Source organism: Rhizobacter sp. P2_G4, assembly GCF_056403575.1.
Map to the genome: position 1 here is coordinate 15,013 of NZ_JBFUFG010000021.1, position 14,423 is coordinate 29,435.

The window sequence follows — 14,423 nt, forward strand, 5'->3', positions numbered from 1 at the left end:
CTTCCCTTTTTGCCAATAATCTGCAGTCTAGGTTTCAGTTTTACGCGGCGCGATAGCAAAGCGGTTATGCACCGGATTGCAAATCCGTAGAGCCCAGTTCGACTCTGGGTCGCGCCTCCAGACATGGCTTGCACGGCAAGCAGCAAACGCCCCGACTTGTCGGGGCGTTTTGCTTTGTGGTTCGGCCCGAAGACGACTTACTCGATGGTCTGCACCGCAACAATCTTCGCGTTGCCGGGTTCGAATTCGCAGCGGTAGCTGAACTGAACCAAGTTCATGCCTGGCGCGCGCTCCACGGCGCCCACGCCTTCAAGGCTGGATCGACCCGCTGGAGCTGGCCTGAGCTTGCGTGAATCCGACCCGAAGGCAATGCGGCCAACGCGAGGGTGCTTACTCTTGAGGTTGGCTGCCACAGCGGCTTCGCAGGCCTCTGGTGACACGTTCGCCAAGTCGGGGTCCCACGGTTTTTCTGGTGCCGTGCGTGCACCGCCGGCATCGCGAAAGACGATGCCCGAGGTGGCGCCCGTCTGCGTGTTGAACGCGCAGCCATACGTGAAGGGCAGGGAGGCGCCAGCGGCACTGCGGTAACGGCCGGCACCCTTGACGTCGGTGTCGTCACCAGTGGTCGGCGTCAGCACGCGCTTGTCCTTGCTGAACTGCACATCTTGCGCCTCTCGGCCACGCATCTCCTTGATCGTGTCGACCACGGCGGCCTCGCAGCTTTCGGCTGCCTTGTTGGCGTCGGCGGGTGCCGCAGCCTGGGCTGCGACCGAGCCCAGCAAGAGTGTCAAAAAGGCGATGGGAAAGGTTCGAGTGTTCATGTCTTTACTGCTGAGGGAAACCTGCGCCCATGTTGTCGGGTTTCGACGGCATCGGCAATAGCCGCACTCCCTGAGATGCACGCTGCGAGAGAAGGTTCGCCTTCACCGAGGCTTCACAAACGCATCGTGCACTTCATACCCGCTTCGCAGGCACGGGCCACTCTTCGGGACACGCCCACCATGTCGGTGCGGCGCTTCGGAGGCAAGCCCGTGTCAGCCAGTCAATCTTTGCAACAAGCCGTGCAAACAACGCACAGCGCCCCCAGCCTCATCGTTCACGGCGGGGCGCCGCTCTCCGGCCGGCTCGTGCCGTCGGCCAACAAGAACGCGGTGCTTCCCATCCTGTGCGCGACGCTGCTCACGCGTCAGCCGGTTCATCTGCGCGGTGTGCCCGACATCACCGATGTGAGAAAGATCCTCGCGGTGTTCGAGCAGATCGGCAGTGAGGTCCATGCTGACTTCGAACGCGGCATCGTGGGCATTCATCACCGCAACACGCTGTTCGACGAGAAGCTGCACCGCCTGCCTCAAGAGATGCGGTCGTCGATCATGCTGGTGCCGCCACTGCTTGCTCGCTTTGGCGCAGCGCGCATCGAGAACGACGTGAAAGGCTGCACGCTGGGCGTGCGTGAGATCGACCCGCATGTGGAAGTGCTGCAGCGCTTCGGCGGCCGCGTCCAGCGCAGCGACGACGCCTTGATCGTTCGCAGCGACGGCCCGCTGCGCGCCACCCAGCATTGGCTTGACTACGCGTCCGTCACCACCACCGAGAACTTCGTGCTCTGCGCCGCGCTGGCCAGCGGCACGTCGACGCTGACGAACGCCGCCTGCGAGCCGCATGTGCAGGAGTTCTGCGCCTTCATGCGCCAGCTCGGCGCGCGCATCGAAGGTGTCGGCACCTCTCGGCTCACCATCGAAGGCGTCGACGAACTTGGCGGGACGGAGTTCCGCTTCACTGAAGACTTCCACGAGGTCGTCACCTTCCTCGCGCTTGGTGCCATCACTGGCGGCGAGGTTGTGGTGCGTAACTCATCGCCCGAGCACTTCCCTTTGATCGACCGTTGCTTCGCCAAGTTCGGCGTGCATGTCACGCACCGTGATGGCTGGTCGCACGCTCGCGTGAATGGCAAGCTGAAGGTGGCCGAGCCTTTCACCGCCAACATGCTGCAGAAGATCGAGGCCGCGCCCTGGCCATATCTGCCGGTGGACCTGCTGCCGATCTTCATCGCGCTGGGTGTGCAGGCGGAAGGCAGTGCGATGTTCTGGAACAAGGTCTACGACGGAGCCATGGGCTGGACGTCCGAACTTTCAAAATTCGGCGCGCACGCTTTCCTGTCAGACCCGCACCGCGTGATCACCTTCGGCGGCAAGCGTCTGGTGCCTGCCGAAGTCGAGAGCCCCTACATCATTCGCGTGGCGATTGCGATGCTGATGCTCGCCGCCAGCATCGACGGCCGCTCGGTGATCAAGAACGCTGCACCGATCCGCCGAGCGCACCCGCGCTTCGTCGAGAACCTGCGAGAACTCGGGGCAAACATCGAGTGGACGGGCAGGGCGTAGCGATCAGAATCAGGCCGGAGCACTCTCACGAAGGAGCCGTCATGGCCGAGGCCTACATCGTTGCCGCAACACGCACAGCGGGAGGCCGCCGCGGCGGCCGCTTGTCGGGCTGGCACCCCGTCGACCTGGCCGCGAAAGTGCTCGATGAGCTTGTGGCACGCAGCGGTGCCGACCCGGCGCTGATCGACGACGTGATCGTGGGCTGCGTAGGGCAAGCCGGCGAACAGGCCGCCAATGTCGCGCGCAACGCGGTGCTCGCGTCGACGCTGCCCGAATCCGTGCCCGGCACCTCCGTCGATCGCCAATGTGGCTCTTCGCAGCAGGCTTTGCACTTCGCAGCCCAGGCGGTGATGTCGGGCAGCATGGACGTGGTGATCGCCGCCGGCGTCGAAAGCATGAGCCGCGTGCCGATGGGCATGCCGATGACGCTGCCGGCGAAGAACGGATTGGGCTACTACGTGAGCCCGCAGATGCAGGCGCGTTACCCCGGCGTCGAGTTCAGCCAGTTCTTTGGCGCCGAAGCGATCGCCAAGRAATACGAACTCTCAAAGGACATGCTCGACGCGTACGCGTTTCAAAGCCACCAGCGCGCAATCGCAGCCATGAACGCGCATGCGTTCGACGACGAGATCCTTGCCGTGCCGGTGCGTTTGCAAGACGGCAGCCAGAGCGGTGAGCTGCATCGCGTCGACGAAGGCGTTCGCTTCGATGCGTCACTCGAGGGCATCCGCGGCGTCAAGCTCATCCAGCCGGAGGGGCGGGTCACGGCGGCTTCCGCCAGCCAGATCTGCGACGGCGCCAGCGGCGTGATGGTCGTCAACGAGCGTGGGCTCAAGGGGCTGGGCGTCGAGCCCCTGGCGCGGGTGCACCACATGACGGTGATCGGCCACGACCCGGTGGTGATGCTCGAAGCGCCGATTCCCGCCACGCTGAGGGCGCTTCACAAGACGGGCATGAGCATCGACGACATCGACCTGTTCGAAGTCAACGAAGCCTTCGCGCCCGTGCCGCTCGCCTGGTTGCAAGTGACTGGTGCCGACCCCGCTCGGCTCAACGTGCACGGCGGCGCAATTGCGCTCGGCCATCCGCTGGGCGCCTCCGGAACCAAGCTGATGACGACGCTGCTGCATGCGCTCAGGCAGCGAGGCAAGCGCTACGGCTTGCAGACGATGTGCGAGGGCGGTGGGCTGGCCAACGTCACGATCGTCGAGCGCCTGTAGCCCGAAGGCTCAACGCTTGGCCTGAGCTGTGCGAGGCGCGAGCCGCAGCGTCTCGCCGATGGCGATCGTCGGGAAGACGTCGTCCGTCAAACCGTGGATCTGGCGCTGCTGCGCCAGCACCCTCGGCGGCTCGTCCAGCGATTCGTCGGTCAGCTGGAAGGTGCCCCAGTGCACGCCCAGCGAGCGCTTGGCGCCGAGATCGAAATGGATCTTCACGGCCTCTTCCACGTTCACGTGCTGCGAGGCCATGAACCAGCGTGGCTCGTAGGCGCCGATGGGAAGCAGCGCGATGTCGAAGCCGCCACCTTGTGCGGGCGACTGTCGCTCGGCGAAGCGCTCGCGCATGTCGGTGAAGTCGCGCGAATAAGCGGTGTCTCCGGCGAAGAAGAGGTGACAGTGGTCGGCGAACACCGCGAAGCCGCCCCATAGCGTGTCCATGCGGTCGTTCAGGCCCCGCGCCGACCAGTGCTGGGCCGGCACCAGCATCACTTCCACCTCGCCGCCCGGCGCGGCAACGCGGTGGCTGTCCCACCAGTCGAGTTCGACAGCGTTGGTGATGCCCCGTGCCGCAAGCCAGGGCTTGAGGCCCAGAGGCACGACGAACAGCGGCGGGCCGCCGGCCTGGCGATTCAGCGCGTCGACCGAGGCACCGTCGAGGTGGTCGTAGTGGTTGTGCGAGACCATCACCAAGTCCACATGCGGGAGGTCGGCCAAAGCGACTCCTGGTGCCTGATGCCGCTTGGGGCCCGCGAAGGACATCGGCGAAGCGCGCTGAGAAAAGATCGGGTCGGTGAGCAGCGTGAGCCCGGCGAGCTGGCCCAGCACCGTGGCGTGGCCGATCCAGGTGACCGCAGGCTGCATGGCTGCCCCGGCCAGCGCATTGGCGCGCAGGAAGGCGAGGTCGGCCGCCACGGTCGGGATCGGCGTCTGCGGCGGCTTGGGCAGCCCCAGGCGCGATGCGTCCCAACGCCAGCGCAGCACCTCGGCCAGGGTTTTGGGCGTGAACTCCGTGTGGCTGTTCTGGAAACCATCGGGCCGATGGTGAGATTTGGCCGGGTCGTAGTAGGGGTTCATGTCGTCCTGGAATGAGGGCTGGGCACGCAGAGCGCGGCAGCATAGCCCGCGACCGCAATGTGAGCTCGGGGCGGGGATAGACTTACCCCACGATGTACGCCAAATTTTTCGGCCTGAGGCAGGAGCCTTTCTCGATCGCGCCCGACCCTCGCTACCTGTTCATGAGCGAGCGGCACCGCGAGGCCTTGGCGCATCTGCTGTACGGGTTGCGCGGTGGTGGCGGCTTCGTTCTGCTCACGGGGGAGATCGGCGCGGGCAAGACCACGGTGTGCCGCTGCTTCCTGGAGCAGATCCCCAAGCGCTGCAACGTGGCCTACATCTTCAACCCCAAGCTCACCGTCATCGAGCTGCTGAAGACGGTGTGCGACGAGTTCCGCATCCCGCTCGACCCGGCCCGGCTGCGCACCGACACCGTCAAGGAATACCTCGACCCGATCAACGAGTTCCTGCTCAAGACGCACGCTGTCGGGCAGAACAACGTGCTCATCATCGACGAGGCGCAGAACCTCTCGGCCGACGTGCTGGAGCAGCTTCGCCTGTTGACCAACCTCGAGACCAGCGAACGCAAGCTGCTGCAGATCATCCTGATCGGTCAGCCGGAGCTGCGTGAGATGCTGGCCCGGCCTGAGCTCGAACAGCTGGCGCAGCGGGTGACGGCGCGTTATCACCTGAAAGCCCTGTCGCCGGCCGAGAGCTCTCAGTACATCCGCCACCGGCTGGGCGTCGCGGGCTTGAGCGGTACCGTGCCTTTCGACCGCGAGGCTCGCAAGCGAATCCACCAGCTCTCGCGCGGCGTGCCGCGCCGCATCAACCTGCTGTGCGATCGCTCTCTGCTGGGTGCTTATGCCGATGGCCGTTCGCGCGTCGACCGGGCCATGGTCGACAAGGCCGCGGTCGAGGTTTTCGGCGAGGGCGATGTGGCGGTACCGACATCGGCCCGGGGTACGCGTGTCACCGCGCTGGCTGCGGCTGCGGGCCTGCTGATCGGTGCAGCGCTGTTCGGCATCGTTGGTTGGGCGACAGACGGCTCGCGCAAGCAGGTGGCGGCGATCACCGCGCCGGTGTCCAAGGCGGCGTCCGCGGCAGCGAGCGTGCCGGTGGCCGCCGCGAGCCAGCCTTCTGCGCCGGTAGCCGGCGCGCCGCCTGTCGATCCAGCCGCCGTTCTCAAACTCAGCCTGCACAGCGAAAGCGATGCCTGGCGTGAGCTCGCGCCGTGGTGGAAGGCCTCGCTGACCGAGGGCGACCCTTGCCAGGCTGCGCAGCGCCAGCAGCTTCAGTGCTTCAAGAGCGACGGTGGGCTGGCGCTCATCCGCCAGCTGTCGCGCCCGAGCATGCTCACGCTGTACGACGATGCCGGCAAACCGGCCTATGCGGTGCTGGTGGGCTTGAGCAGCCACACGGCCATGCTGCGCGCAGGCGGCGTCACGCAGGGGGTGAGCCTGTTGTCGCTTTCGAAGGTGTGGCGCGGCGAGTTCGCCACGCTGTGGCGCGTGCCACCGGGCTACCAGAACAAATGGTTTGCGGGACAGGGCGGCCCGGTGGTTGACTGGCTCGCCCTCCAGGTGGCCAAGCTGAATGGTGAACCGCCGCCAGCGGGCGCGCAGAAATTCGACGCTGCCCTGCAGGCGAAGGTCTCGGCCTTTCAACTCGCGCAAGGGCTGAAGGCGGACGGCTTGGCCGGCCCCATCACCCTGATGCAACTCAATCGCGCTGCTGGCGTGGACGAGCCCCGCCTTCAAGCCGAGCTGGCTTCCAACTGAAAGACTGAGCGATGTCCTACATCCTCGATGCCCTCAGGCGAGCCGATTCCGAGCGCGAGCGCGGCACGATTCCCAGTCTGCACACCAAAGCCGAAGCGCTGATCGATGCCGAAGACGATGAAGGCTTCGGCAGCCGTCCGCACCCGTTGCTGTGGGCGGTGATCGGGTTGTCGGTGGTGCTCGCGGGCGTGCTGGCGTGGCAGTTCATGGGCAGCAGCCCGGCCGAGCCTGCGCCGATGCCAGCGTTCAACCAGACGCCGGCTCCTGTTGTGCCGGCTCCCACTCCCGCTCCTGCGCCGGTACCTGCCTCAGTCCCTCCTCCGATGGCGGCGACAGCGCCCCCAACGCCGCAAACCGAACCGCCCGTCGCGATGGTGCCGGCTCGACCGGTGCCCCAGGCTCCCGTGCAAGCTGCACCACGCAAGCAGCCAGCTCGCATCGTGGCGAAAGCCTCTGCACCGGTACCGGCATCAATCGCGGCCCCCGAGCGCCCGGTGCAGGCATTGAACGAGCTGCCGGAAAACATCCGCCGCGAGCTGCCGCAGATCGCCGTGGGTGGTGCGATGTATTCCGAGAATGCAGCGAACCGCATGCTCATCATCAACGGACAGGTCTTTCACGAGGGCGACAAGGTCGCGGGGGAACTCGTGCTCGAGCAGATCAAGCTGAAAACGGCGGTGCTGGCCTACAAGGGCTACCGCTACGGCATCAGCTACTAAAAAAGGGGTGCGAGCCCTGAGACTCGCACCCCCATCAACTCACTTGCTGGTCAAGTGGGCCTGCACCGCTGGCGGTGCCACCGCGTAGTGGTCGAACTGCATCGAGTACTGCGCGCGCCCTGAAGTCTGGGCCCGCAGGCTGCCGATGTATCCGAACATCTCTGCCAGCGGCACGTGCGCCTCGACCACCGCCGCGTTGCCACGGCTGTGCTGCCCGCGGATGATGCCGCGCCGACGGTTCAGGTCGCCGATCACATCGCCCAGATGATCGGCAGGCGTCACCACCTCCACGGCCATCAAGGGCTCCAGCACCACCGGCGCTGCTTTCAGCGCAGCCTCACGCAGCGCAGCTACCGCCGCCAGCTCGAAAGCCAGCGTCGACGAGTCGCGCTCGTGGTGGCTGCCGTCCACCAGCGTCGCCTGGAAGTCAACCAGCGGAAAGCCCGCCACCACGCCAGCTTCGGCCGCGCGGCGCACGCCGGCTTCCACCGCGGGAATGAACTCGCGTGGAATGGCGCCGCCGACGATCTGGCTTTCGAAACGGATGCCTTCGCCGCGCGGCAAGGGCGTGAGCCGCAAGCTCAGCTCGGCGAACTGGCCGGGGCCACCGCTCTGCTTCTTGTGCACATGCCTCACCTCGATGGGCTTGGTGATCGTTTCGCGATAAGCCACTTGCGGGCGGCCTGTCGACACGTCCACCTGGTGCTTGGTTCTCAGCTTCTCCAGCGTCACCTCCAGTTGCAGTTCACCCATGCCCGACAGAATCGTCTGGCCCGACTCGGCGTCTTGCCGAATGCGCAGGCTCGGGTCTTCCTTCACCAATGCGTGCAGGGCCTTGCCCAGGCTTTGTTGATCGGCCTGGGTCTTGGGCTCCACCGCGACGTGAATCACCGGCTCTGGAATGCTGATCTCCTCCAGCACCACCGGGTGCTGGCGGTCGCTCAGCGTGTGGCCCGTGACCGTGTCCTTCAAGCCGACGACGGCCGCGATGTCTCCTGCCTCCAGCACCTGGCGTTCCTCGTGCTTGTCGGCATGCACCTCGTACAGGCGCGACACGCGTTCCGTCTTGCCGGTGCTGGCGTTCAGCACCGTGTCGCCCGGCCGCAAGCGGCCGCGGTACACGCGCACGAACACCATCGAACCGTGGGCGTCGGTCACCACCTTGAAGGCGAGCGCCGCCAGCGGCCCGTCCGGGTCGGCTTCGGGTTGACCGGCAACTGCGCGAACGTCCTGCGGAGACGGCAGGTAGTCGACCACGGCATCGAGCAAGGGCTGAACGCCCTTGTTCTTGAATGCCGCGCCGGCCAGCACGGGCACGAAAGAGCCTGCCAGCGTGCCGGTGCGAATGCAGGCACGCAGCTGCTCGACCGAAGGCTCTTCGCCGTTCAGGTAGGCCGCGAGGGCGGTGTCGTCTTGCTCGACCACGGTCTCGACCAAGCGTGCCCGCCAGCCCATGGCTTGCGCCATCAGCTCGGGCGCGATCGCCTGCGTCTCGTACGGTTCGCCCGCTTCGCTGCCGTGCCAGACCAGCGCCTTCATGGCGAGCAGGTCCACGACGCCGCGGAACGTGTCCTCGGCGCCGATGGGCAATTGCAACACCAGCGGCTTGACGCCCAGGCGCTCTTCCATCATCTGCACGACGCGCGGGAAGTCGGCCCCCACGCGGTCGAGCTTGTTGATAAAAGCTAGGCGTGGCACGTGGTACTTGTCGGCCAGGCGCCAGTTGGTCTCGGTCTGCGGTTCGACACCGGCGACACCATCGAACACGACGACGGCGCCATCGAGCACGCGCAGCGAACGGTTCACCTCGATGTTGAAGTCGATGTGCCCCGGGGTGTCGATCAGGTTGATCTGCGCACCCTTCCAGAACACGGTCGTGGCCGCGCTGTTGATGGTGATGCCGCGTGCGCGCTCCTGCGGGTCGAAGTCCATCGTCGTGGTGCCGTCGTGCACTTCGCCGATGCGATGGTTTTCGCCCGTGTAGAACAGGATGCGTTCGGTGGTCGTGGTCTTGCCTGCGTCGACGTGGGCAATGACGCCGATGTTTCTGAGTTTTCTGTTGTTCGAGTTCATCTGGATCTTTCGTTGAAGGCGTGGGGCCCGCCTTCAACGACGATCCGCGAAGGCTAGGCGCAATTCACTTGCGGCAACGGGCCAAAGTACGAGCGCAAGCCGTCTCGTGCTTTGGCGAGAAGAATCGTGGCGATCAGCTTGTCGTAGGTGCGCATGGTGATGAGCAGTGCAGAAAAAACAAAACCCCGGAAGCGGGAGCCTGCCGGGGTTGGGGGCGGAAGGCTCTGCAGCCATTCCGAATGTGTCGAAAGGCCGTGACTAGGTAGCGAAAAATGTGGCGTGCTTGCCGAAGAGAGTGTGTTGCATGGTCGTGGGCCGTTCGTTGAGGTGGCGATTGTTCCAGATCGGGCCAGACTGAGAAAGCACAAGCTGGCTATGGAAGCCATAGCCGCCGGTGTAGGACGGCTGCACCTCCTGGTTGAGGTTCTGTCCGATGCCCRTGTGCGCCGGTGCTGCAGATACTGGGTCGTCGCCGCTGCTGAACACCCCATGACAACCATTCGAACCGGCCAGGCTCCTGCCACCCTGACGCGTGATGCATTCGGCGAACGCTTTCGAGCCAGTTTCTACGACCCGGCGTTCGAAGCGGAGAAGGGTTCCATCGCCAAGCTGGAAGTCATTGCCTGGCAGGCGTACGAACAGGGCCGCAAGGCGCCGCGCAGCCGGCCGGCGGGCGAGGGCTTTGCTGACCCCACCTATGACTTGTCCGACGAATGGCGTGCCACCCGTGACCGCCTGGCGGCAGCGCAACAACGCTGGGCAAAACCTGACACCCCCTCGCGCGTGCTGCTGATCTGCGGCAGCTCGCGCAACGACGGTACGTGCCCCGGCGAAAACTCCAAAACCTGGCGCTTCACGCAGTGGGCCCGCGAGGTGGTGCAGGCCGAGGGGCTGGAAGCAGACGTCCTGGACCTGAGCCTGTTGACGTCTGACTACGGCCGTCACATTCACCCGTGCAAGGGCTGCGTGGGCACGGCCATGCCCTTGTGCCACTGGCCGTGCAGCTGCTACCCCAACCATTCATTGGGACAAGTGAACGACTGGATGGCCGAGATCTACGAGCGATGGGTCTCGGCACACGGTGTGATCATTGCGGCACCGACGTACTGGTACCAGTCACCAAGCCCCTTGAAGCTGATGATCGACCGGCTGGTGTGCGCCGACGGCGGCAACCCCGATCCCACCACCACGCACGGCAAGAAGCCAGCAGAGGCCAAGGCAATCGAAGAGAAGGGCTGGGGCTATCCCAAGCACCTGGCCGGCCGGGTGTACGGGCTCATCGTCCATGGGGATGTGGCGGGCGTCGAATCGCAACGCCGCAACCTGAGCGACTGGCTGGATTGGATGGGCCTCATCGACGCTGGCGCGAGTTCACGCCTGGACCGATACGTCGGCTACTACGAACCGTACTTCAACAGCCACGACGCGCTGGACCGCGACGAAGCCGTTCAGCAGGAGGCCCGTGGTGTGGCGAGCAGTGTGGTGCGTGCTGTGGCCGAGTTGCGCGCCGGCCGGCTTAGCCAGCCCGACAAGGCCGTTCGTACCGCTCGTCCCAAGTAAGACTTTCTTCAACCTCAAGGAACCGCCATGATCGAAAAATCCGCCAGCGTTCATTGGATCGGCCGTGGCCGCCTGGGCCAGGGCCGCGTGAGCACCGAAACCCGCTCAATCAACGACCACCCGTATGGCTTTGGCAGCCGCTTCGAAGACGACCGCACCGGCACCAACCCGGAGGAGATATTGGCGGCAGCCCACGCCGCCTGCTTCACGATGGCGTTCTCGTTTGCGTGCGACAAGGCCGGCTTTGCCACCACCGAAGTCGACACGCAGGCACGCGTGCGTCTGGTCAAGGAGGGCGATGGGTTCCAGATTGATCGCATCGCCCTCGAACTGCGCGCCTCAGTGCCCGGCATCGGCGAAGCGCAGTTCCACGAGATCGCGCAAACCGCCAAGCGCGATTGCCCGCTCTCCAAGGCGCTGGCCAGCGTGCCCGAGATCACGTTGGAAGCAACCTTGCTGCAGGAGTGAGCGGGTTTGCGGCGTTGAACCGGTCGCTCAGAACCGGTGGCGCATGCCGGCGGCCACCGTGTTGCCGTTCGCCAGGTTGGCGCCGCGGTCAGGTTCGCCGCGCTGGCTTATTGCGTCTCGATCTTGGAGGTCTTGATCACATCGCCCCAGCGCTTGATTTCGCTGGTCAGCAACTGCGTCATCTGCTCCGGCGTGCTGCCCTGTGGGCGAACGCCCAGTTTTTGCAGCTGAGCGATGACCTCGGGCGACTTGAGCGCCTCGTTGGTGGCGAGCGTCAGCTTGGCCACGATGTCCTTCGGCGTCTTGGCCGGGACGGCCAGCGCGTTCCAGGAGGCAACGTCGTAGTGGGCGATGCCTTCTTCCTGCACGGTCGGCACGTTGGGCAGCAGCGGAAAGCGCTTGCCGGAGGTCACTGCCAGGGCGCGGAGTGCCTTGCCTTCAACTTGCGACAGCATGGGGCCGAGGATTTCGAAGCCCACGTCGATCTCTCCGGAGCGCAGTGCCGTCACCACGGCCGGCGTGCCTTTGTAGGGGACAGTGACGGCGTCGATGCCCGCCGTGGTCTTGAACAACTCGGCCGACAAGTGCTGCGTGCTGCCGGGAGCAATGGTGCCGATCGTCAGCTTGCCCGGGTTGGCCTTGGCATAGGCCGTGACTTCTCGCAGGGTCTTGAAGCGCGACTCGGCCGCAACGAACACGGCCAGGTCGAAGAAGCCCAGGGTGCCCACCGGCGCAAAGTCTTTCGTCACGTCGAACGGCAGCTTCTTGAAGAGCGTCTGGCTCACGGCGTTGCCGTTGCTCATCAGCAGCATGGTGTAGCCATCGGGCTGGGCCTGTGCGACCGCGGTCGAACCGACGATGCTGCCGGCACTGGGTCGGTTGTCGACGACGATGGTCTGCTTGAGCGTCGCCGTCATCGCCTGGGCCACGGCGCGGGCCGTCAAGTCGGCGATGCCTCCCGGCCCGAACGGCACGATGAGCGTGATGGCCTTCTCGGGGTATTTGGTCTGGGCCTGGACGCGACCTGCCGATACCGCGACGGCAGTCAACAGCAATGACCGGCGGCTGATGTGGAAACGATCTGACATGGCAGCTTTCTGAAGAGGTGGCACTCGATACACAGAATCTTGGCAGGGGAGCTGCCATGCTGGTACGTCATGCCACGTCTAGCTGCTATGCCGATTCGGCTGGCATTCGTGCGTAAGAACACGGATACCGAAGCTGCCGAGGTGGTGCGCGGGACGGGAATCGAACCCGTACACCCCCTTCCGGGAAGTGGCGGGTTTTAAGCCCGCTGCGTCTACCAATTCCGCCACCCGCGCGCACCGGCCCGAATCATAGGCGGTGCGAGCGACCGCGCAGAGGTCGAGCCGATTGTCAGAGGCCTGTGGCGACGGTCACCTCGCACGCCATGGGGAGCCAGCGGTGAGCGAACTGTTCCAATGACTCGACCGTTCCGGTGGTTTGCAGACGAACCCTGCCTGCTTGTCGCGGCTGGCTTTGCGGGGGTGCAAGGCGCAATACCTGGCGTCCCACGGCGTCCGCGGTGTCGATCAAGGTGACGTCTACTCCAAGCGCCGCCTGGATCTGTCGCGCGACGAAGGGATAGTGCGTGCAGCCGAGCACCACCGTGTCGACCCGAGCCTCGCGCAAGGGCATCGTGAATCTTTCGATCAGATCGAGCAGTGCGGGGGACTCTGCTTCGAGCCGTTCAATCTGCCCCGCCAAGCCGGGGCAGGGCTGCAGATGAATCTCGACGTCGCTGTCGTAGGTCTTCGCAAGCCGTTGAAACTTGTCGCTGCGCAGCGTGGCGGGGGTGGCCATGACTCCAATGCGGCCGTTGCGGCTCGCGGCGACAGCGGGTTTGATGCCTGGCTCCACCGCGACGATGGCCATGCCGGGCCAGCGCTCTCGCAGGCTGGCTGCCGACACCGCCGTCGCAGTATTGCAAGCGAGAACCAACAACTGCGCGCCCTGCGCCAGAAGGTGGCTCGCGACACGGTGGGTGCGATCGGTGATGAACTCATCGGAGCGCTCGCCGTAGGGGGCATTGCCCGAGTCTGCCACGTAGAGCAGGTCGCTCGAAGGCAGCTGCTGATGCAAGGCCTTCAGCACCGAAAGGCCTCCCACGCCTGAATCGAAAACGCCGATGAGGGAGGGCTGGGTGCTCATGGGGGGCGCAGTCTAGCAGCGGGCTTTTGGTGGCTGGCCAGTGGCCCAAAAGGCATGAGACAATCGCCGAATCGAACGATCGTTCGTTTTTATGCCGAACGCTTGTGCTTCCTTGGGGCTCGCTCCAGGGGGCGAACCTAGAATTCATTCAGATTCCAAGTCTCAGGAGAATTCATCATGAAAGCATTGGTAGCCGTCAAGCGAGTGGTTGACTACAACGTGAAGGTGCGGGTGAAGAGCGATGGCAGCGGGGTGGACATAGCCAACGTCAAGATGAGCATGAACCCCTTCGACGAGATTGCCGTCGAAGAGGCGGTCCGCCTGAAGGAGAAGGGCCTCGTCACCGAAGTCATCGCCGTCAGCTGCGGCGTCACCCAGTGCCAGGAAACCCTGCGCACCGCCATGGCCATCGGCGCCGACCGCGCCATCCTCGTCGAGACCCCCGCTGACCTCGAGCTGCAGCCCCTGGCCGTCGCCAAGCTGCTCAAGGCCCTGGTCGACAAGGAACAACCCGGTCTCGTCATCCTCGGCAAACAAGCCATCGACGACGACTGCAACCAGACCGGCCAGATGCTCGCTGCTCTCGCCGATCTGCCGCAGGCCACCTTCGCCAGCAAGGTCGAGCTCACCGCCGACGCCATCAGCGTCACCCGCGAAGTCGACGGTGGCCTGGAGACCTTGAAGCTCAGCCTGCCTGCCGTCGTCACCACCGACCTGCGCCTCAACGAGCCGCGGTACGTGACCCTGCCCAACATCATGAAGGCGAAGAAGAAGACCCTCGAGGTCTTGAAGCCCGAGGCCCTGGGCGTCGATGTCGCTCCCCGCATCAAGACCCTGAAGGTCAGCGAGCCGCCCAAGCGCAGCGCCGGCATCAAGGTGCCCGACGTCGCCACCCTGGTCGACAAGCTCAAGAACACCGCCAAGGTCCTCTGAGGAGAACAACACCATGACCACCCTCGTCATTGCTGAACACGACAACCACGCCCTCAAGGGCGG

Annotated in this window: 12 protein-coding genes and 2 tRNA genes; 8 read left to right on the plus strand and 6 right to left on the minus strand. The window is 65.1% G+C overall.

The annotated features are described in order from the left end of the window. Window positions 1–46 precede the first annotated feature (46 nt). Window positions 47–120, plus strand: a tRNA-Cys gene (locus tag AC1DYS_RS31695). A 77-nt stretch (window positions 121–197) separates the two neighbouring features. On the opposite strand, the gene AC1DYS_RS31700 is transcribed toward AC1DYS_RS31695, so the two are convergent. Continuing rightward, window positions 198–821: a hypothetical protein gene (locus AC1DYS_RS31700; RefSeq protein WP_477905991.1), complete on the minus strand. Its 624-nt coding sequence runs from the start codon at window positions 819–821 to the stop codon at window positions 198–200. 240 nt (window positions 822–1,061) lie between these two features. Here AC1DYS_RS31700 and AC1DYS_RS31705 point away from each other — a divergent pair, with 240 nt between their 5' ends. Then, window positions 1,062–2,381 carry a UDP-N-acetylglucosamine 1-carboxyvinyltransferase gene (locus tag AC1DYS_RS31705; protein WP_477905993.1) on the plus strand — a complete coding sequence of 440 codons (1,320 nt, stop codon included), beginning with the start codon at window positions 1,062–1,064 and terminating at the stop codon, window positions 2,379–2,381. Between the two features lie 41 nt (window positions 2,382–2,422). Further along, window positions 2,423–3,601, plus strand: coding sequence for an acetyl-CoA C-acetyltransferase (locus AC1DYS_RS31710; protein ID WP_477905995.1), 1,179 nt, complete (start codon window positions 2,423–2,425; stop codon window positions 3,599–3,601). Between the two features lie 9 nt (window positions 3,602–3,610). Here the strand turns inward: AC1DYS_RS31710 and AC1DYS_RS31715 are convergent, their stop codons facing one another. Further along, window positions 3,611–4,675 (minus strand): MBL fold metallo-hydrolase, encoded by a 1,065-nt coding sequence (locus AC1DYS_RS31715; protein WP_477905997.1) that lies wholly within the window; start codon window positions 4,673–4,675, stop codon window positions 3,611–3,613. 92 nt (window positions 4,676–4,767) lie between these two features. Between AC1DYS_RS31715 and AC1DYS_RS31720 the strand changes: the two genes are divergently transcribed. Next, a complete protein-coding gene (locus AC1DYS_RS31720; protein WP_477905999.1) occupies window positions 4,768–6,435 on the plus strand; it encodes an ExeA family protein in 1,668 nt (555 codons plus the stop codon). A gap of 11 nt (window positions 6,436–6,446) precedes the next feature. Next, window positions 6,447–7,154 (plus strand): general secretion pathway protein GspB, encoded by a 708-nt coding sequence (locus AC1DYS_RS31725; RefSeq protein ID WP_477906001.1) that lies wholly within the window; start codon window positions 6,447–6,449, stop codon window positions 7,152–7,154. Window positions 7,155–7,193: 39 nt separating this feature from the next. Here the strand turns inward: AC1DYS_RS31725 and fusA are convergent, their stop codons facing one another. After that, on the minus strand, window positions 7,194–9,227 hold the full coding sequence (gene fusA, locus AC1DYS_RS31730; RefSeq protein WP_477906003.1) for an elongation factor G: 2,034 nt from the start codon (window positions 9,225–9,227) through the stop codon (window positions 7,194–7,196). 489 nt (window positions 9,228–9,716) lie between these two features. On the opposite strand from fusA, the gene AC1DYS_RS31735 reads away from it, so the two are divergent. Both AC1DYS_RS31735 and AC1DYS_RS31740 read left to right on the plus strand, forming a co-directional pair. After that, on the plus strand, window positions 9,717–10,787 hold the full coding sequence (locus AC1DYS_RS31735) for a flavodoxin family protein (protein ID WP_477906005.1): 1,071 nt from the start codon (window positions 9,717–9,719) through the stop codon (window positions 10,785–10,787). A 27-nt stretch (window positions 10,788–10,814) separates the two neighbouring features. Beyond that, window positions 10,815–11,255, plus strand: a complete 441-nt coding sequence (locus AC1DYS_RS31740) for an OsmC family protein (protein ID WP_477906007.1) — start codon at window positions 10,815–10,817, stop codon at window positions 11,253–11,255. A 107-nt stretch (window positions 11,256–11,362) separates the two neighbouring features. On the opposite strand, the gene AC1DYS_RS31745 is transcribed toward AC1DYS_RS31740, so the two are convergent. From AC1DYS_RS31745 to murI, 3 genes are all read right to left on the minus strand, one after another. Then, window positions 11,363–12,343 carry a Bug family tripartite tricarboxylate transporter substrate binding protein gene (locus tag AC1DYS_RS31745; protein WP_477906009.1) on the minus strand — a complete coding sequence of 327 codons (981 nt, stop codon included), beginning with the start codon at window positions 12,341–12,343 and terminating at the stop codon, window positions 11,363–11,365. Window positions 12,344–12,485: 142 nt separating this feature from the next. After that, a tRNA-Leu gene (locus tag AC1DYS_RS31750) sits at window positions 12,486–12,577 on the minus strand. Between the two features lie 55 nt (window positions 12,578–12,632). Further along, complete coding sequence (murI, locus tag AC1DYS_RS31755) at window positions 12,633–13,427, minus strand: glutamate racemase (protein WP_477906011.1); 795 nt, start codon at window positions 13,425–13,427, stop codon at window positions 12,633–12,635. A 177-nt stretch (window positions 13,428–13,604) separates the two neighbouring features. Here murI and AC1DYS_RS31760 point away from each other — a divergent pair, with 177 nt between their 5' ends. Next, a complete protein-coding gene (locus AC1DYS_RS31760) occupies window positions 13,605–14,360 on the plus strand; it encodes an electron transfer flavoprotein subunit beta/FixA family protein (protein ID WP_477906013.1) in 756 nt (251 codons plus the stop codon). The last annotated feature ends 63 nt before the right edge of the window (window positions 14,361–14,423 follow it).